Annotated in this window: 14 protein-coding genes; 7 read left to right on the forward strand and 7 right to left on the reverse strand. The window is 59.5% G+C overall.

The features are described from left to right. The first annotated feature begins 79 nt into the window (after window positions 1-79). The 7 genes from panB (at window position 80) to PSH94_RS21605 (ending at window position 10,647) form a co-directional block, all read left to right on the forward strand. Window positions 80-880, forward strand: coding sequence for a 3-methyl-2-oxobutanoate hydroxymethyltransferase (gene panB / locus PSH94_RS21575; protein ID WP_253509391.1), 801 nt, complete (start codon window positions 80-82; stop codon window positions 878-880). After that, entirely contained in the window at window positions 877-1,728 is an 852-nt protein-coding gene (gene panC / locus PSH94_RS21580) for a pantoate--beta-alanine ligase (RefSeq protein ID WP_305435734.1), read from the forward strand. The genes panB and panC overlap by 4 nt, the downstream gene beginning before the upstream one ends. 222 nt (window positions 1,729-1,950) lie before the next feature. Then, on the forward strand, window positions 1,951-3,615 hold the full coding sequence (pgi, locus tag PSH94_RS21585) for a glucose-6-phosphate isomerase (RefSeq protein WP_181080006.1): 1,665 nt from the start codon (window positions 1,951-1,953) through the stop codon (window positions 3,613-3,615). A 105-nt stretch (window positions 3,616-3,720) separates the two neighbouring features. After that, window positions 3,721-5,658: an acetate--CoA ligase gene (acs, locus tag PSH94_RS21590; RefSeq protein ID WP_305435736.1), complete on the forward strand. Its 1,938-nt coding sequence runs from the start codon at window positions 3,721-3,723 to the stop codon at window positions 5,656-5,658. A 16-nt stretch (window positions 5,659-5,674) separates the two neighbouring features. Next, complete coding sequence (locus PSH94_RS21595) at window positions 5,675-6,544, forward strand: oxygenase MpaB family protein (protein ID WP_305435737.1); 870 nt, start codon at window positions 5,675-5,677, stop codon at window positions 6,542-6,544. Window positions 6,545-6,609: 65 nt separating this feature from the next. After that, window positions 6,610-7,626 carry a class I SAM-dependent rRNA methyltransferase gene (locus tag PSH94_RS21600; RefSeq protein WP_253509399.1) on the forward strand — a complete coding sequence of 339 codons (1,017 nt, stop codon included), beginning with the start codon at window positions 6,610-6,612 and terminating at the stop codon, window positions 7,624-7,626. Between the two features lie 87 nt (window positions 7,627-7,713). After that, window positions 7,714-10,647: a DUF748 domain-containing protein gene (locus PSH94_RS21605; RefSeq protein WP_253509401.1), complete on the forward strand. Its 2,934-nt coding sequence runs from the start codon at window positions 7,714-7,716 to the stop codon at window positions 10,645-10,647. A 269-nt stretch (window positions 10,648-10,916) separates the two neighbouring features. Here PSH94_RS21605 and PSH94_RS21610 read toward each other — a convergent pair whose 3' ends face one another. From PSH94_RS21610 to nusA, 7 genes are all read right to left on the reverse strand, one after another. Continuing rightward, window positions 10,917-11,519 carry a BON domain-containing protein gene (locus PSH94_RS21610; protein WP_181080011.1) on the reverse strand — a complete coding sequence of 201 codons (603 nt, stop codon included), beginning with the start codon at window positions 11,517-11,519 and terminating at the stop codon, window positions 10,917-10,919. 294 nt (window positions 11,520-11,813) lie between these two features. Continuing rightward, window positions 11,814-13,919 carry a polyribonucleotide nucleotidyltransferase gene (gene pnp / locus PSH94_RS21615; RefSeq protein WP_181080012.1) on the reverse strand — a complete coding sequence of 702 codons (2,106 nt, stop codon included), beginning with the start codon at window positions 13,917-13,919 and terminating at the stop codon, window positions 11,814-11,816. A 193-nt stretch (window positions 13,920-14,112) separates the two neighbouring features. Beyond that, a complete protein-coding gene (gene rpsO, locus PSH94_RS21620; protein ID WP_003176135.1) occupies window positions 14,113-14,382 on the reverse strand; it encodes a 30S ribosomal protein S15 in 270 nt (89 codons plus the stop codon). A gap of 115 nt (window positions 14,383-14,497) precedes the next feature. Continuing rightward, window positions 14,498-15,415 (reverse strand): tRNA pseudouridine(55) synthase TruB, encoded by a 918-nt coding sequence (gene truB / locus PSH94_RS21625; RefSeq protein WP_034117853.1) that lies wholly within the window; start codon window positions 15,413-15,415, stop codon window positions 14,498-14,500. A gap of 3 nt (window positions 15,416-15,418) precedes the next feature. Continuing rightward, on the reverse strand, window positions 15,419-15,814 hold the full coding sequence (gene rbfA, locus PSH94_RS21630) for a 30S ribosome-binding factor RbfA (RefSeq protein ID WP_057725021.1): 396 nt from the start codon (window positions 15,812-15,814) through the stop codon (window positions 15,419-15,421). Window positions 15,815-15,973: 159 nt separating this feature from the next. Continuing rightward, complete coding sequence (gene infB, locus PSH94_RS21635; RefSeq protein WP_181080014.1) at window positions 15,974-18,490, reverse strand: translation initiation factor IF-2; 2,517 nt, start codon at window positions 18,488-18,490, stop codon at window positions 15,974-15,976. Window positions 18,491-18,517: 27 nt separating this feature from the next. Then, window positions 18,518-19,999 carry a transcription termination factor NusA gene (gene nusA / locus PSH94_RS21640; RefSeq protein ID WP_181080015.1) on the reverse strand — a complete coding sequence of 494 codons (1,482 nt, stop codon included), beginning with the start codon at window positions 19,997-19,999 and terminating at the stop codon, window positions 18,518-18,520. Window positions 20,000-20,037: the final 38 nt, after the last annotated feature.

The raw sequence follows: 20,037 nt of genomic DNA on the forward strand, positions 1-20,037 counted from the left end.
TCAAGACGGTGCGCCTGTATAAACGAAGACTCACGCGCGTTACTCGCTGTTTCCAAGCGCCTGAACGAGGACCCTTTTCATGCCAGACATTACCCTGACCACCTTGCAGAGCCTCAAGCTCAAAGGTGAAAAAATCACCATGCTCACCTGCTACGACGCCACCTTCGCCCACGCCAGTTGCCAGGCCGGCGTCGAGGTGTTGCTGGTAGGTGATTCCCTGGGCATGGTTCTTCAAGGGAATGACAGCACACTGCCAGTCACCACGGATGAACTGGCGTACCACACCGCCAGCGTCAAGCGCGGGAACGACGGCGCGTTCATCATCGCCGACCTGCCGTTCATGAGTTACGCCACCCTGGAGCAAACGTTCGCGAATGCCGGCAAGCTGATGCAGGCCGGTGCGCACATGGTCAAGGTCGAAGGCGCCGTGTGGCTTGCCGACTCGATCCGCCTGCTGGCTGAGCGCGGCGTGCCAGTGTGTGCGCACATGGGCCTCACCCCGCAGTCGGTCAACCTGCTCGGCGGTTACAAAGTGCAAGGCCGCCAGGAAGCCCAGGCGCGGCAGATGCGCGCCGATGCCATCGCGCTGGAGCAAGCCGGCGCCGCGATGATTCTGCTCGAATGCGTGCCGAGCGAACTGGCGGCGGAAATCACCCAAGCGGTCAAAGTGCCTGTGATTGGAATCGGCGCAGGCTCCGCCACCGATGGCCAGGTGCTGGTATTGCACGACATGCTCGGGCTGTCGATCAGCGGCCGCGTACCCAAGTTCGTGAAGAACTTCATGGTCGGCCAGGACAGCATTCACGCCGCCTTGAGCGCCTACGTCGCCGAAGTCAAAGGCGTGACGTTCCCGGGCGCCGAACACGGATTTTCTGCATGAACACCGTAAGAACCGTAAGAGAACTGCGCGCCGCCGTGGCCCATGCGCGCAAGGCCGGCAAGCGCATCGGCTTTGTGCCCACCATGGGCAACCTGCACAGCGGCCACGCCACGTTGGTGACCAAGGCTGCGCAGCAGGCCGACTTCGTCGTCGCCAGTATCTTCGTCAACCCACTGCAATTCGGTGCCGGCGAAGACCTGGACACATACCCGCGCACCCTGGCCGCCGACCAGGAAAAACTCCTGCAGGCCGGTTGCAACCTGCTGTTCGCCCCCACTGTTGAAGAGATGTACCCCGACGGCATGGCCGGCCAGACCCGCGTCAGCGTCCCGCAAGTGTCCGAAGGCCTGTGCGGCGCCAGTCGCCCCGGGCACTTCGAGGGCGTGGCCACGGTGGTCAGCAAGCTGTTCAACATGGTCCAGCCGGACATGGCCGTGTTCGGTCAGAAGGACTACCAGCAATTGGCCGTGATCCGCGCGATGGTGCGCGACCTGAATATGCCGATCCAGATCATCGGTGAACCGACGGTCCGCGCCGACGATGGTTTGGCGCTGTCGTCGCGCAACGGCTACCTGAGTGACGAACAACGTGCCATCGCACCAGTGCTGTACCGCAGCCTCAGCCAGATGGCCGCGGCGATCAAAACCGGAGACCGCGATTTCGCCAGGCTGCGCGCCGAGCAGATCCAGCACATCGAAGCTGCCGGCCTGCGCCTGGATTACCTGGAAGTGCGCCAGGGCGTACACCTGCGCCCGGCCATGGCCGAAGACCGTGACGTGGTAATTCTGGCCGCGGCCTACCTGGGCACGACGCGCCTGATCGATAACCTGCACCTGACCCTCGACTGACCCCTCCCGACGCCCCGCCATTGCCCCATCCGCTGTGCCGGTATAAAAAAGTACCGGCTACAGCACAGACAAAGCCAAGACATATGCACACGCGAGGTTTAATGTAATCGCCCTGCGCTATGGTTAGCGCTGTCTGGCACCCAGCCCTTGATAAAAGACTGGACGTTCCGGGCTTTGAAGTGTCCTAAAGGCAGTCCCCGTAATAAAAGGAAACCCGCAGCGATGGCGTACTACCGCACCCCTCATGACGTTACCGCTCTGCCCGCCTGGCAAGCGCTCACTCAACACCGCCAAGCCATGCAGGATTTCAGCATGCGCGAAGCATTCAATGCCGATCCCCAGCGTTTTTCCCAATTCACCTTGAGCAGCTGCGGGCTTTTCCTCGATTACTCGAAAAACCTGATCACCAGCGAAACCCGCGACCTGCTGGTAGCCCTGGCCAAGGAAGTCAACCTCAAGGACGCCATCGACGCGCTGTACGCCGGCGAACCGGTCAACTCCTCCGAGGGCCGCCCTGCCCTGCACACCGCGCTGCGCCGCCCGGTAGGCGACAAGTTGTCGGTCAATGGCGTGAACATCATGCCGGACGTGCACAAGGTGCTGAACCAGATCACCGACCTGGTCGGCCGCATCCACGACGGCCTGTGGCGTGGCTACACCGAAAAGCCGATCACCGACGTGGTGAACATCGGCATCGGTGGCTCGTTCCTAGGCCCGGAGCTGGTCTCCGAAGCACTGCTGTCCTACGCCCACAAAGGCGTACGTTGCCACTACCTGGCAAACATCGACGGCAGTGAGTTCCACGAACTGACCATGAAGCTGCGCGCCGAGACCACGCTGTTTATCGTCTCGTCGAAATCCTTCAACACCCTGGAAACCTTGAAAAACGCCCAGGCCGCCCGCGCCTGGTACCTGGCCCAGGGTGGTTCGGAAGCTGAGCTGTACCGCCACTTCATTGCCGTATCGAGCAACAACGCGGCGGCCGTGGCCTTCGGCATCCGCGAAGAAAACATCTTCCCGATGTGGGACTGGGTCGGCGGTCGTTACTCGCTGTGGTCGGCCATTGGCTTGCCAATCGCCCTGGCCATCGGCATGTCCAACTTCAAGGAACTGCTGTCCGGTGCCTACACCATGGACCAGCACTTCCAGAATGCGCCGTTCGAGGCCAACATGCCGGTGCTGCTGGGCCTGCTGGGCGTGTGGTATGGCAACTTCTGGGGCGCGCAGAGCCATGCGATCCTGCCGTACGACCACTACCTGCGTAACATCACCAAGCACTTGCAGCAGTTGGACATGGAATCCAACGGCAAGAGCGTGCGCCAGGACGGTACGCCAGTGGCTACCGATACCGGCCCGGTCATCTGGGGCGGCGTGGGCTGCAACGGTCAGCATGCGTACCACCAGTTGCTGCATCAAGGGACCCAACTGATCCCGGCCGACTTTATCGTGCCGATCGTCAGCTTCAATCCTGTATCCGACCACCATCAGTGGCTGTACGCCAACTGCCTGTCCCAGAGCCAGGCGCTGATGCTGGGTAAAACCCGCAGTGAAGCCGAAGCCGAGTTGCGGGACAAAGGCATCGCCGAAGACGACGTGCAGAAGCTGGCGCCGCACAAAGTGATCCCCGGCAACCGTCCGAGCAACACCCTGGTGGTCGAGCGTATCAGCCCGCGGCGCCTGGGTGCTCTGGTCGCCATGTATGAACACAAGGTGTTCGTACAAAGTGTGATCTGGGGGATCAACGCCTTCGACCAATGGGGTGTGGAACTGGGCAAAGAACTGGGCAAAGGCGTGTACAACCGCCTGACCGGCGCCGAAGAAACCTCGGCCGAGGATGCTTCGACGCAGGGCTTGATCAACTACTTCCGCGGCCGTCACCGCGGCTGATAGCAGTGCCTGCCGGGCCAACGTCGTTTGGACGTTGGCCTTGCCCCCTCCCCGCACTGGGTGCATCTTTATGCCTTGTCCCGACAACAAGAATAAGGACCGCTCATGTTCGATATCAGCACGTTTCCCGCCGCCGATGCCGTCCGCCGGGCTGCGCAACTCAGTCAAAAGGACTATCAGCGCCTGTACCGCCAATCCATCGAGCAACCCGATAGCTTTTGGGCCGAACAGGCCAGCGCTTTTCTCGACTGGATAACCCCATGGCATACCGTCCAACAGTCAGACATCACTACCGGCGCCGCCCAATGGTTTGCCGGCGGCCAGTTGAACGTCAGCTATAACTGCATTGATCGCCATCTGGCAAAACGCGCCGATCAGCCGGCCTTTATCTGGGAGGGCGACGATCCGACAAACTCCAGCACAATCACCTACCGCCAACTGCACCAGAACGTTTGCCGCCTGGCCAACGTACTGAAAAGCCGTGGCGTGAAAAAAGGTGACCGGGTGTGCATCTACATGCCCATGATTCCCGAGGCTGCCTACGCCATGCTCGCCTGCACGCGCATCGGTGCGGTGCACTCGGTCGTGTTCGGTGGATTCTCGCCGGACGCCCTGCGTGACCGCATCCTGGATGCCGATTGCCGCACCGTGATCACCGCCGACGAGGGCGTGCGCGGCGGCAAGCCGGTGGCACTGAAAAACAATGTCGACAAAGCCCTGGCCAGTTGCCCAGATGTCAGCACCGTGCTGGTGGTGGAACGCACCGGGGCGGCCGTGAACTGGAGCGATGGTCGCGACCTGAAATATCAACAAACCCTGGCCGCCGCCAACGATGATTGCCCACCCGAGCCGATGGATGCCGAAGACCCGCTGTTCATCCTGTATACCTCCGGCAGCACCGGCAAACCCAAAGGCGTGCTGCACACCACTGGTGGCTACCTGCTGCAGGCGGCGATGACCTTCAAGTACGTGCTCGACTACCGCGCTGGCGAAGTCTTCTGGTGCACCGCCGATGTCGGCTGGGTCACCGGCCACAGTTACATCGTGTATGGGCCGCTGGCCAACGGTGCCACCTCGCTGATGTTCGAAGGCGTGCCCAGTTACCCCGACAGCTCACGCTTCTGGCAAGTGATCGATAAGCATCAGGTCAATATCTTCTACACCGCGCCCACCGCGTTGCGCGCCTTGATGCGTGAAGGCCACGGCCCCTTGGAAAGCACCTCGCGCGCCAGCCTGCGGCTGCTGGGCAGCGTGGGCGAGCCGATCAACCCGGAAGCCTGGGACTGGTACTTCAACGCCGTGGGCGAACAACGCTGCCCGATTGTCGATACCTGGTGGCAGACCGAAACCGGCGGCATCATGCTCAGCCCGTTGGTCAGCGCCCAGCGCATCAAACCCGGCTGCGCTGCCCAGCCGATGTTTGGCGTGCAGCCGGTGCTGCTGGACGAACAAGGCAACGTCATTACCGGCCCTGGCAGCGGTGTGCTGGCAATCAAAGCCAGTTGGCCGGGGCAGATCCGCAGCGTATACGGCGATCCGCAGCGCATGGTCGACACCTATTTCAAACCCTATCCCGGCTACTACTTCACCGGTGACGGGGCACGACGCGATGAGGACGGCGATTACTGGATCACCGGGCGCATCGATGATGTGATCAACGTCTCCGGCCACCGTATCGGCACTGCCGAGGTGGAAAGCGCACTGGTCCTGCACGATCAAGTGGCCGAAGCCGCCGTGGTGGGCTACCCCCATGATGTGAAGGGCCAGGGTATCTATGCGTTTGTCACGCCCATGAACGGTGTGGAGCCCAGCGAGGCGCTGAAACAACACCTGTTGGAATTGGTCAGCCGGGAAATCGGCAGTTTCGCCAAACCGGAGCTGATTCAATGGGCACCGGCCCTGCCGAAAACCCGGTCCGGCAAGATCATGCGCAGAATTCTGCGCAAAATCGCCTGTAACGAACTGGACAGCCTCGGCGACACCTCAACCCTGGCCGATCCGAGCGTAGTGGATGGCCTGATCGACAAACGCCTGAACCGATAGGAAGCCTCAAGTCGTCATGGAATTTATCCGCAGCCGTATCGAAACCCAGTTGATGAGTATGACGGGCCTGTCTCTGGGCCAATTGGACCTGGAAAACCCCAAGGGCGATCCGGGCCTGTTCGGGCCAGACTCCGTCAGCTGGCAAGTGCATGGCGACTTCAGCAGCATGCTGATCGGCGGGATCAGCGCGTTGATGCTGCAAGCCTTGCACCCACTGGCTCTCGCCGGGGTGTGGGACCATTCGAACTTCCGTCAGGACATGCTCGGACGTCTGCGCCGTACTTCGCAGTTCATTTCCGGCACTACCTTCGGCTCACGCAAGGATGCCGAGTGGCTGATCGAAAAAGTGCGCACCATCCACCTGCAAGTGGTCGGCCATGCGCCGGACGGGCGCCCTTACGCGGCGAGCGATCCGGCACTGCTGACCTGGGTGCATGTGGCGGAAGTGAGCAACTTTCTCGCCGCCCATCTGCGCTACCGCAACCCGCATCTTTCGGGCGCCGATCAGGACCGTTACTACAGCGAAATCGCACTGGTTGCCGAACGCCTGGGCGCGCAGGACGTACCGCGTTCCAGGCAGCAAATGTCCGAGTATCTGCAGCGAATCCGCCCACAGCTGCTGTGCGACGAGCGCAGCCGGGAGGTGCTGCACCTTCTGCTCAATGCGCCTGCGCCAAGCCCACTGGCCAGACCGCTGGGCGCCTTGATGATGCAGGCCGGCATCGACCTGCTGCCGGACTGGGCCAGCGCCTTGCTCGACCAGCATCAGAGCCCGCTGCAACGGCGGATGATCCGCGCCGGGGTCAAGAGCAGTGCACCGTTGCTGCGCTGGGCGATGCGCAACGGCTCGGTGCAACGTGCCCATCGCCGGATGGGGTTGCTGTAGCCGGCCTGCCATAGCTGCTAAACTGCGCGCCCTTCTGCCCACATCCCCTACGCAAGGCGCGCTCCATGTCTTCATTGAATCAGGCGCTGCGCGCCGCCCTCGATCACCGCCAGGCGCTGATCAACGAACTGCATGCTCAAGGCACCGACTGCTATCGACTGTTTCACGGTAGCCAGGAAGGCGTGGGCGGCTTGACCATCGATCGCTACGGCCCGCAATTGCTGGTGCAGAGTTTTCATCAATCGCTGCCAACCACCGACCTGCTGGACCTGCATCGACAGATCAATCAGCACATGGGCCTGGAATTGCTGCTGGTGTACAACGACCGCTCTCGCGGCAACTCGCGGATCGATCGCGAAGACACGGTATACCGCGCCGAACCCGCCGCGCTGGAAGATCTGGTGGGCCATGAATGGGGTCTCAAGTACCGCGTGCGTGGTCGGCATGCCGGCCAGGACCCGCTGCTGTTCCTCGATCTGCGCAACACTCGCGGCTGGGTCAAGGAACAGGCGGCCGGCAAGCGCGTGCTGAACCTGTTCGCCTATACCTGCGGCGTGGGCCTGAGCGCCGCCGCCGGTGGCGCGAGCGAAGTGTGCAACCTGGACTTCGCCGAGGGCAACCTGGCGGTCGGACGCGAAAACGGCCAGCTCAACCCTCAACTACCGCCCATGCATTTCGTGCAGTCGGATTACTTCCCGGCGATCCGCCAATTGGCCGGCCTGCCGATCACCCAGCGGCGCGGGCATAAACTGCCGAGCTATCCACGCCTGGAACAGCGCCAGTACGACCTGGTCGTGCTCGACCCACCCGCGTGGGCCAAGAGCGCCTTCGGCACCGTCGACCTGCTTCGCGACTATCAGAGCCTGCTCAAGCCCGCTCTGCTTGCGACGGCCGACAACGGCGTGCTGATCTGCTGCAATAACCTGGCAAAGGTCAGCATGGACGACTGGCGTGAACAGGTGCTGCGCTGCGCGGAAAAAGCCGGACGCCCGGTACGTGATTGGAAAGTAATGGCTCCGGGCGCGGATTTCCCTTCCCAGGATCATCAGCCGCCCCTGAAAACGCTGATCTTGCAGCTGTAAGACTTGTCTCAAACGCCCGGTTCTTCGGAACCGAAAACCCGTGCCATACTCCAAGGCACTCCTTGTTCGACATAGATGGCGTCACCCATGCCCAAAGGATTGATCCGCGCCGCCGGCGCCTTGTTGACTGCCCTGGCCTTGTACAGCTTACTGGGCTTTTTGATCCTCCCCGGCATTGGCCTTCGCATTGCCAACCAACAATTGGCCGAGTACGCCACGGTGCCGGCACGCATCGAGCGGATCGAACTCAACCCGTTCAGCCTTGAGCTGACGGTCTGGGGCCTGAAAATCGGAGAACCGGGCAAGGAGCATGTGGGTTTCGAGCGCCTGTACGCCAATCTTCAACTCGACAGCTTATGGTCCCGCGCCCTGCACCTGGCCGATGTGCAACTGGACAAGCCTAAAACCGAATTGCTGTTCGACAAATCCGGCCAACTGAATCTGGCGCAGTTGTTCAAACTGCCACCCAGTGAGCCAACGCCGACTGATCCTGACGCCAAGCCCTTTCCGCTGCGTATCGACAGCATCAAGCTGGCCGGTGGCTATGTGCACTTTGAGGACCTGCGCCCCAGCGAGCCCATCGAATTCCTCTACGACAAGCTCGACTTCGAACTGAAGAACCTCAGTACCCTGCCCGAAGACAACGCCGACATGACCCTGGTCGCCGCCGGCCCCGAGGGTGGGCATATCGACTGGAAAGGTAATTTCAGCCTGGTGCCGATTACGTCTCAGGGCACCCTGAAAGTCACCGACGGCAAGATGAAAGCCTGGTGGCCCTATGTGCGTGACGCCTTGCCACTGGTGCTTGAGGATGGCGTGCTCAACCTGAGCACCGACTATAAATTCAGTCTTGCCAAAGAAACCGAACTGAACCTGACCAACACCGCCGCCAGTATCGCGCCGTTTGCCATCAAGGCGCCGGACGGGCGGCCACTGGTACGCCTGGAGCGCCTGGACGTCAGCGACACCACGGTGGACCTGGCCAAACAACAAGTGGTCGTCGGCAAGATTCGCAGCAATAAACTCGAAACCTGGGCCGCGCGTGAGGCCGACGGGCAACTCGACTGGCAGAAACTGTTCGCCGGCCAACCGAGCAAACCGGCCAAGGCGGCGGAGCCGGCCAGCGCCCCTGCCACCGCTGACTCGCCCAAGGCTGAGCCCGCCGCGCCAAGCAAACCCTGGCAAGTGCTGCTCAAGGATGTGCAACTGCGCAACTACCAAGTGCATCTGGCCGATCGTCAGGCCAAGCCTGCGGTCGCACTGGAGCTGGGCCCGCTGAACGTCGACATGCAGAACTTCGACAGCCTCAACGGCAGCCCCTTCAACCTGAAGATCGATAGCGGCGTGGGTAAACAAGGCAAGCTCCAGGCGAGTGGCGAGGTTAACCTCAACCCGGTCAGCGCCAGGCTCAACGTGAATACCCAGGACATCGACCTGCGCGTCGCCCAGTCCTATATCAGCCCCTTCATTCGCCTGGAACTGCGCAGCGGCATGCTGGGCAGTAATCTCGCCGTCAATCTGAAAAGCACCGATCCGCTGGCGCTGCAGGTGACCGGCCGGGCGCAGGTCGATCAACTGCATACCCTCGACACCCTCAAGACCCGCGACTTTCTCAAATGGCAGCGTCTGGTGCTCGAAGGCGTGAATTACCAACATGGCGAAAGCCTGTCGATCGACAAGGTCAACCTGCTGCAACCGTATGCCCGTTTCATGATCAACGATGACCGCACCACCAACGTCGATGACCTGCTGATCCCGCAGCCGGCGGACACTGGCGCCAAGTCGGCGGCCAAACCGGCCGCGAGTAAAGACAAACCGCTGGGCATTCGCATTGGGCAGATTGCGATCAACGATGGCTCGGCCAATTTCGCCGACTTCAGTCTCACGCCCAACTTCGCCACGGCGATTCAACAGCTCAACGGCCAGATCGGTACCATCGACAGTCGCCAGGCCAAGCCTGCCAGCGTCGATATCAAGGGTAAGGTGGACCGCTATGCGCCAGTGACCATCAAAGGCAGTGTCAACCCGTTCGACCCGATGGCGGCGCTGGACATCGCCACCAGCTTTAAACGGGTAGAGCTGACTACCCTCACGCCTTATTCGGGCAAATTCGCGGGCTTCCGCATTCGTAAGGGCCGCCTGAATCTCGACCTGCATTACGTAATCATCAAGGGACAATTGAAGGCCGAAAACAAAGTCGTGGTAGAGCAGCTGCAACTGGGCGAAAAAGTCGACAGCGCCGATGCCGTGGATCTGCCGATCCGTCTCGCGGTCGCGCTGCTCAAGGACAGTGATGGCAAGATCTCCATCGAGCTGCCCGTCAGTGGCGACCTCAATAACCCCCAATTCAGTGTCATGCCGATCGTTTGGCAGACTTTGCGTAACCTGGTGGTTCGCGCCGCCACGGCGCCTTTCAAATTCATTGGTGGGCTGGTCACCGGCGGCGGTTCAGAAGATTTGGGCAACGTATCGTTCGCGCCCGGCTCCAGTGAATTGAGCAAAGACGCCGAGGGCGCGCTGAATAAACTGGCCACAGCGCTTAAAGAACGCCCTGCCCTGCGCCTGGAAATCGAAGGCACCGCCGCAGCCAGCAGCGACGGGCCATTCCTGGCTGAACAGCGCCTGGAGCGCGAATACCAATACAACTACTACAAGATGCTGCAACGTCGGGGCGACAAGGTTCCAGCCCAGGCGTCGTTACTGCAGGTCCCGGAAAACGAAAAAGCCCCGTTGCTCGAAGGCATCTACCGCACCCGCTTGAAACAGCAGCCGCCTGCGGAGTGGAAAGACCTGAGCCGAGACGAACGCTCGGCCAAACTCAAGGACGGCGTGATCAAGTTCTGGAGTGGCAGTGATGTGTTACTGCGCCAGTTGGGACAAGACCGTGCCAGCACCATCAAGGATTACCTTGTGGATAAAGGGCAACTGGAGGACGACCGGGTTTACTTCATTGACGCGCAGCTGGGGCAGGCTGAGAAGGATGGTCGGGTGGTGACACCGATGCATCTGGATGCTGAGTGATGCAAGGCGTCATTCAGCCTCTGTAGGACAGGTTTGAGTGCGGTGAGGGTCGGCGGGGGAAGCCGGCTCCGGTTGGGGCAAGCTCGCTAACCACAGCACGCTGGATCGCCACGTTTAATTGCTGCGTGAAATAGAACAGGCCCTGACACAAAGTGCCGGGGCCTGTAATGACCACTTCCGTGTGGTCGGTCGCATGAACCTCAGAGGTGCATTGAGTGGATATCTAACTCACGCGCCGCCGCCGCTAAGTTCAGACGAACTGTCGAGCGTTACTCAGCTTTCAGGCCGTCGGCCGATACAGCTTTAACGCCTTTGATTTTCTTGGTGATCGCAACAGCAGTGGCTTTCTGCGATTCGGTCACTGGGGTAGCGGACGACAGGGAAACCACGCCTTTGTTGGTTTCAACCTTGATGTCGGTACCAGGAATACCTTTTTCGGTAACCAGATCAGCCTTCACTTTGGTAGTGATCCAGGTGTCCGAAGTGGCATCTTTGGATTTGTCGATGTTATCGGCTTTGACAGCGCCGCCAGCCAACAGGCCGTCAGCGGAAACAGCGGTTACGCCTTTGATTTTCTTGGTGATGGCTACGGCAGTCGCTTTCTGCGAGTCCGAGATAGCTACGTCGGAAGACAGGGAAACCACGCCTTTGTTGGTTTCAACCTTGATGTCCGAACCTGGAATGCCTTTTTCAGTCAGCAAGTCAGCTTTGACTTTGGTGGTGATCCAGGTATCCGAAGTGGACTCTTTAGCCTTGGTCATCTCGCCAGCAGCCAGAGTCATTGGCGCCTGGGTAGGTTGGGCGAAGGCGGCGTTAGCCATGGCCAGGGTCAGAGCGGTAGCTGTTGCGGTAGCGAGAGCGAACTTCTTCATACGAGTAACTCCTGTTTTATCAAAAGTCTGCAGCGTGTAAACCTTGATGCTGCAGCGTTAACAGGGATATTGCAGACACTGTGCCAATTCTGTTCGGACGATTAAATCCTTAAAAAACAATGAGTTATAAAACATGGCTAATTTCGGAATCGTGCATATTGCATGAAGCCCCCTGCTCCTGCATGCAAGTTGCGGCTTTTGAATACGCATTAACCGTCTGATTTTCAGGCATTTTCCATCGCGCATAAAAAAGGACTCCGTAGAGTCCTTTTCTCAGCTTAAAAACCAGGGTAGTTAAACACCCGAAGCTTTGGCTGCTGCCACGTCTTTGATGGACAGTTTGATACGGCCGCGGTTGTCCACGTCCAGTACCAGCACTTCCACTTCCTGGCCTTCCTTGAGGATGTCGGTCACTTTTTCAACGCGAGCATCGCTCAGCATGGAGATGTGAACCAGACCGTCCTTGCCTGGCAGGATGTTGACGAATGCGCCGAAGTCGACGATGCGCTCAACCTTACCGACGTAGATCTTGCCGATCTCGGCTTCCGCAGTGATACCCAGCACGCGCTGACGCGCGGCTTCCGCAGCTTCCTTGGTTTCACCGAAGATCTTGATCGAACCGTCGTCTTCGATATCGATCGAGGCCTTGGTTTCTTCGCAGATTGCACGAATGGTCGCGCCGCCTTTACCGATAACGTCACGGATTTTGTCGGTGTCGATCTTCATCGCGATCATGGTCGGAGCATTTTCCGACAGCTCGGTACGCGACTGACCAATGATCTGGTTCATCTGGCCGAGGATGTTCAGGCGCGCTTCCAGGGCTTGGCCCAGGGCGATTTCCATGATCTCTTCGGTGATGCCCTTGATCTTGATGTCCATCTGCAGCGCGGTCACACCTTTGGCGGTACCGGCTACTTTGAAGTCCATGTCGCCCAGGTGGTCTTCGTCGCCCAGGATGTCGGTCAGGACGGCGAACTTCTCGCCTTCTTTAACCAGGCCCATGGCGATACCGGCAACCGGTGCCTTCATCGGTACGCCAGCGTCCATCAGCGCCAGGGAAGCACCGCACACGGAAGCCATGGAGCTGGAACCGTTGGATTCGGTGATTTCCGATACCACGCGGATGGTGTAAGGGAACACGTCAGCAGCCGGCAGCATGGCCTGAACCGAACGACGAGCCAGACGGCCGTGACCGATTTCGCGACGACCGGCACCGCCCATGCGACCACACTCGCCCACCGAGAACGGAGGGAAGTTGTAGTGCAGCATGAAGGGGTCTTTTTTCTCGCCTTCCAACGTGTCCAGCAGTTGCGCGTCACGGGCGGTGCCCAGCGTTGCAACAACCAGCGCCTGAGTTTCACCACGGGTGAACAGAGCCGAACCGTGAGTCTTCGGCAGAACGCCGACTTCAATGTTCAGCGGACGCACGGTGCGGGTGTCGCGACCGTCGATACGTGGCTTGCCGTTAACGATGTTTTCGCGAACGGTGCGGTATTCGATTTCGCCGAAAGCTGCCTTGACGTCGCTGGCGGAAGGCTGGCCTTCTTCGCCGGACAGCTTGGCCACAACCTGATCCTTCAGCTCGCCCAGGCGAGCGTAGCGGTCGGCCTTGACGGTGATGGTGTAGGCGTCGGAGATGGCAGCGCCGAACTCGGAACGGATCGCGGCCAGCAGCTCGGTCGCTTCAGCCTGTGGCGCCCAGGTCCAGGTTGGCTTGGCGGCTTCGGCAGCCAGCTCGGTGACCGCTTTGATAACGGCCTGGAACTCGTCGTGGGCAAACAATACAGCGCCCAGCATTTGGTCTTCGGTCAGCTCTTTGGCTTCCGATTCAACCATCAGTACGGCTTCCGAGGTACCGGCAACGACCATGTCCAGGCTCGATGCTTTCAGTTGCTCGTAAGTCGGGTTCAGCAGGTAGCCGGTGCTTTCGTGGAACGCAACACGGGCAGCACCGATCGGGCCATCGAAAGGAATGCCGGAGATGGCCAGGGCAGCCGAGGTACCGATCATCGCAGCGATGTCCGGATCGGTCTTTTTGCTGGTGGAAACGACGGTGCAGACAACCTGCACTTCGTTCATGAAGCCTTCTGGGAACAGTGGACGGATCGGGCGATCGATCAGTCGGGACGTCAGGGTTTCTTTCTCGGAAGGACGGCCTTCACGCTTGAAGAAACCGCCAGGGATCTTACCGGCAGCGTAAGTCTTTTCCTGGTAGTGAACGGAAAGAGGAAAGAAGCCTTTGCTTGGGTCAGCGGTCTTGGCACCCACAACGGTCACCAATACGGTGACGTCGTCATCAACGGTAACCAGCACTGCGCCGGAGGCTTGACGGGCGATACGGCCTGTCTCGAGGGTAACGGTCGACTGACCGAACTGAAATTTTTTGATAACCGGGTTCACGGTGTCCTACCTTCTTTGTGGCTCTTGGGGAACTTGTCTTCTTGCGAAATTCTTGGGCAATGCCGGGAATCGGCCCGACGCTCGTCCAGGGTAAAACGTGTATCCAGATAAAACTTGAGGCTGGGAGCCTGCCATGGGCCAGCGCAATCGCACTGACACACGGCAGACAACCAACCTCTAGCGCAATCGCTTATTAGCGACGCAGACCCAGGCGACCGATCAGAGCCTGATAACGACCCAGATCCTTGCCTTTCAGGTAGTCCAGCAGCTTACGGCGCTGGTTTACCATGCGGATCAGACCACGACGGGAGTGGTGGTCTTTACCGTTGGCCTTGAAGTGACCTTGCAGCTTGTTGATGTTGTGGGTCAGCAGTGCAACTTGCACTTCTGGCGAACCAGTGTCACCAACAGCTTGCTGATAGTCAGCTACGATTTGTGCTTTTTCTTGAACGTCGAGAGCCATGAGGCAATCCTTCTTTCAGGAAACCACCCAAAGGATGGTTTCAACAGGCCAGGGACAAATCCCTGTATCTAAAAATGAGTGTTGACCATGCCTGTTAACAGCCACACTCGTTCGGTCATTCTGACCGAATCAGTCGACGCGGCGCGATGCGCCCGTCTTCGCTCACTTCACCGATACCGATAAAGCGACCGTTATGATCCTGTACCCGCACCATGCCGAACTTCGGGGCATCCGGCGCGCGTACCGGCTGGCCGTTGAGCCAGTAGAACGCGCTGTGCTCCGAGAAGTGCAGCAATGGCCAATCCAGCAGCCCACTGTCCGATGGCATCAAAAAGCGATCAACCGCTTCATTGCCGCCTTCGGCATGCACCGCTTCCAGCTCTTCCAGGGTCACGGTCTGTGCCAGGCTGAAAGGGCCGGCCTGTGTGCGCCGCAGCTCTGCAACGTACGCGCCGCAACCGAGCTTTTCACCGATATCTTCCACCAGGGTACGGATATAGGTGCCTTTGCTGCAGTCCACGGCCAGGCGCGCGGTGTCACCTTCACAGGCGAGCAATTCCAAGCGCGCAATAGTAACAGAACGCGGTTCGCGCTCCACTACTTCACCCGCACGCGCCAACTTGTAAAGCGGCTGCCCATCACGCTTGAGGGCCGAGTACATTGGCGGTATCTGACTGATTTCCCCGCGAAAAGCGGGTAAAGCAGCCTCAATATCAGCACGACCAACGGTCACATCGCGAACCTGCAGAACATCACCTTCGGCATCGGCCGTGGTGGTGGTCTTGCCCAGCTGCATCAGGGTTTCGTAACCCTTGTCGGAATCGAGCAGGTACTGCGAAAACTTGGTGGCCTCGCCGAAGCACAACGGCAATACACCGGTGGCCAGCGGATCGAGACTCCCGGTGTGCCCGGCCTTTTCGGCGTTGAGCAGCCAGCGGACCTTCTGCAGCGCGGCATTGGAGGTAAAGCCAATGGGCTTGTCGAGCAGAATAATGCCGCTGACATTGCGACGGATACGTTTGACCTGAGCCACCGCTTACTCCTTGGCGTCTTCAGGTGTAGACGGGTGCTGGCTGTCTTCAGCCACGGCACGCTCGATCAGTGCCGACAGGTGCGCGCCGCGTACGACGCTTTCGTCGTAGTGGAAGTGCAACTGAGGAACGCTGCGCAGCTTCATTTCACGGGCCAACTGCATGCGCAGGAAGCCTGCTGCAGCGTTAAGCACCTTGATGCTTTGCGCGATTTCTTCGCTGCTGTCCTGCCCCATCACGGTGATGAAGATCTTCGCGTGACCCACGTCGCGACTCACTTCCACAGCGGTGATGGTGACCAGGCCAACGCGCGGGTCTTTGACTTCGCGACGGATCAGTTGAGCCAGCTCGCGCTGCATCTGATCGCCGATACGCTGGGTACGGCTGTATTCTTTTGCCATGTCTTGTTACCTGTTACTGCCACACGGTGAAACCCGTGGGGTCTGAAAGCGGCAAACGCCCGGCCTGACAAAAGCCAGACCGGGCGTTGCGTTTAGAGTCCGTACGCTGCGCGGGGCATTTGCATGCCCGCGCGCCGCGTGGCTCCGGAAGTGCGCGAGTCAGAGGCTGCGAGCAACCTGAACCTTCTCGAAGACTTCGATCTTGTCGCCAACCTTGACGTCGTTGTAGCTCTTGACCGCGATACCGCACTCCATGCCGGCACGTACTTCAGACGCGTCATCCTTGAAGCGGCGCAGGGATTCCAGCTCGCCTTCGAAGATAACGATGTCTTCACGCAGTACACGGATAGGACGGTTACGGTACACAGTACCTTCGACAACCATGCAGCCGGCAACCGCACCGAATTTCGGCGAGCGGAACACGTCACGCACCTCGGCGATACCCAGGATATTCTCCCGAACGTCACTGCCAAGCATGCCGGTAAGGGCTTTCTTGACGTCTTCGATGATGTCGTAGATGACGTTGTAGTAACGCATGTCCAGGCCTTCCTGCTCGACAATCTTGCGAGCGCCGGCATCGGCACGCACGTTGAAGCCAAACAGTACAGCGTTGGAAGCCAGTGCCAGGTTGGCGTCGGATTCGGTGATACCACCGACACCGCCACCGACAACACGCACTTGCACTTCGTCGTTACCCAGGCCGTTCAAGGCGCCGTTCAACGCTTCGAGGGAACCACGTACGTCAGATTTGAGGACGATGTTAAGCGTCTTCTTCTCTTCCTGGCCCATGTTCTCGAAGATGTTTTCAAGCTTGCCGGCGTGAGCACGGGCCAACTTGACCTCACGGAACTTGCCTTGACGGAACAGAGCCACTTCACGGGCTTTCTTCTCGTCGGCAACCACGCTCATCTCGTCGCCAGCGTCCGGGGTACCGTCCAGGCCGAGAATCTCGACGGGGATGGCCGGACCGGCTTCCTTGATTGGCTTACCGTTCTCGTCGAGCATGGCACGTACACGGCCGTAGTTCGAACCGACCAGTACCATGTCGCCTTGGCGCAGGGTACCGTCTTGAACCAGCACGGTCGCAACCGGGCCACGGCCTTTGTCGAGGCGGGATTCAACCACAACACCACGGCCAGGAGCCGATGGGGTAGCGGTCAGTTCCAGGACTTCGGCTTGCAGCAGAACGGCTTCAAGCAGTTCGTCAACGCCAGTACCCATTTTTGCGGAAACCGGTACGAATGGAGTGTCGCCACCCCACTCTTCCGACGTCACGCCGTGAACCGACAGTTCGCTACGGATGCGGTCGAGATCGGCGCCCGGCTTGTCGATTTTGTTCACGGCGACTACCAGCGGAACGCCAGCTGCCTTGGCATGCTGAACGGCTTCGATGGTTTGTGGCATTACGCCGTCGTCCGCTGCAACCACCAGGATCACGATGTCGGTCGCCTTGGCACCACGGGCACGCATCGCGGTAAACGCGGCGTGACCAGGGGTGTCGAGGAACGTCACCATGCCACGGTCGGTTTCAACGTGGTAAGCGCCGATGTGCTGGGTAATACCACCGGCTTCGCCAGCAGCCACCTTGGCACGACGGATGTAGTCGAGCAGGGAGGTTTTACCGTGGTCAACGTGGCCCATTACGGTCACAACCGGTGCACGGGAAACCGCTTCACCTTCAAACTTCAGGGACTCGGCCAGGGAATCTTCCAGGGCGGTGTCGCTGACCAGGGTCACTTTGTGGCCAAGCTCTTCAGCAACCAGTTGAGCAGTTTCCTGGTCCAGTACCTGGTTGATGGTAGCCGGAGTGCCCAGCTTGAACATGAACTTGATGATTTCAGCAGCCTTGACCGACATCTGCTGGGCCAGATCGCCCACAGTGATGGTCTCGCCGATCTTCACTTCACGCACGACAGGGCCGGTTGGGCTCTGGAAACCGTGGGCGTTGCGTTTCTTCAGCTTGGCCTTGCCGCGACCACCGCGACGGAAGCCATCGCTTTCTTCGTCGGTTGTACGTGGGGCAACGCGTGGAGCAGGCGCTTTCTCTTTGACCGAAGCACGATGCGGAGCGTTTTTGCGCTCGCCATCACCGCCACCACCGCGACGATTGTTATCGTCGGCACGTGGTTTGTCCGGACGACGAGGCTCGTCGCGCTTGCGGGCATCTGCTGCCGGAGCAGGTGCTGCAGCCACCGGAGCGGCCTCACGCACAGCTTCAACAGGAGCGGCAACCGCTTCAGTGTTAGCAGGTTGCGCAGCAGCAGGCTGGCGACGCGCTTCTTCTTCGGCGCGACGCTTGGCTTCTTCTTCAGCCTTCTGACGAGCAGCATTTTCTACTGCGCGACGTTCTTCCAGTTCGCGTTTACGCTCGGCTTCGATTTCTTCCGGGCTGCGCTGTACGAAGACTTTCTTCTTGCGTACTTCAACGCTGATGCTCTTGCTACCCGCAACACGCAGGGTGCTGGTGGTTTTGCGCTGCAATGTAATCTTGCGCGGTTCTTCCACTTTCGCCTTGTGGCTGCTCTTCAAGTGAGTCAGCAAAGACTGCTTCTCACTATCGCTCACACCTTCATCGGCGGCGGTGTGCGGCAGACCTGCCTCACGCATCTGCTGCAACAGGCGCTCTACCGGTGTTTTGACCTCATCGGCCAGTTGTTTCACCGTGACTTGCGTCATGCACTTCTCTCCTCAGGCCGCGCCTAGTTACTCGAACCAATGGGCTCGGGCGGCCATGATCAACTTGCCGGCACGATCTTCGTCAATGCCGTCGATGTCGAGCAGATCGTCAATAGACTGCTCGGCCAGGTCTTCGCGGGTAATTACGCCGCGCACCGCCAGTTCCATCGCCAAATCCTTGTCCATACCCTCAAGCGAGAGCAGGTCTTCGGCCGGATGGGCGTCTGCCAGCTTTTCCTCAGTAGCGATGGCTTTAGTCAACAAGCGATCCTTGGCCCGAGCGCGAAGCTCGTTGACGATATCTTCGTCAAAGCCGTCGATGTTGAGCATTTCTTCCAACGGTACGTAGGCAATCTCTTCCAGGCTGGTGAAGCCTTCATCTACCAGCACCTGTGCCAGCTCTTCATCGACTTCCAACTCTTCGATGAAGTTGCGCAGGATGTCACCGGTTTCAGCTTGCTGCTTAGCCTGGATGTCCGATTCGGTCATCACGTTCAGGGTCCAACCGGTCAGTTGGCTGGCCAGACGCACGTTCTGACCACCACGACCAATGGCCTGAGCCAGATTGTCTGCGCCAACGGCGATGTCCATCGCATGGGCATCTTCGTCAACGATAATTGCCGCCACTTCAGCCGGCGACATGGCGTTGATCACGAACTGCGCCGGGTTATCGTCCCACAGGACAATGTCCACGCGCTCACCGCCCAATTCGCCAGACACCGCCTGGACGCGCGAACCGCGCATACCAATGCAGGCACCTTGCGGGTCGATGCGTTTGTCTTTGGAGCGGACCGCAATCTTGGCGCGCGAACCCGGGTCGCGGGACGCCGCCATGACTTCGATCAGGCCTTCGGCAATTTCCGGCACTTCGATACGGAACAGCTCAATCAGCATTTCCGGAGCGGTACGCGACAGGATCAACTGAGGGCCGCGGTTCTCGGTGCGGATTTCCTTGAGCAGCGCACGCAAGCGCACGCCCACACGGAAGGTTTCGCGAGAGATGATGTCTTCACGAGCCAGCAACGCTTCGGCGTTATTGCCCAGATCGACGATCACATTGTCGCGGGTGACTTTTTTAACGGTGCCGGAGATGATTTCACCCAGGCGTTCGCGATAGGCGTCGACGACTTGAGCGCGCTCAGCTTCGCGGACCTTCTGCACGATGACCTGCTTGGCGGTCTGTGCAGCAATACGGCCGAATTCGATCGATTCGATTTTTTCTTCGACCACATCGCCAACCTTGGCACCAGGATGCGTTTCAGCAACCTTGCTCGGCCAGGTTTCAATAGCCGGATCGTCAAGATCGGCCTCTTCGACGACTGTCCAGCGACGGAAAGTCTCATAGGCACCGGTGTGGCGATTGATTTCCACACGCAGATCAACTTCGTCCTCAAAACGTTTTTTGGTAGCAGTGGCCAGGGCCAGCTCCAACGCTTCAAAAATCACGCTTGCCGGTACGCCCTTTTCATTGGATACCGACTCAACAACCAGCAGTACTTCTTTGCTCATCGTACGCCTCGCCTTTCGCAAGCCATTGGATCCGCGGG

Source organism: Pseudomonas sp. FP2254, assembly GCF_030687695.1.
Classification (GTDB): domain Bacteria; phylum Pseudomonadota; class Gammaproteobacteria; order Pseudomonadales; family Pseudomonadaceae; genus Aquipseudomonas; species Aquipseudomonas quebecensis.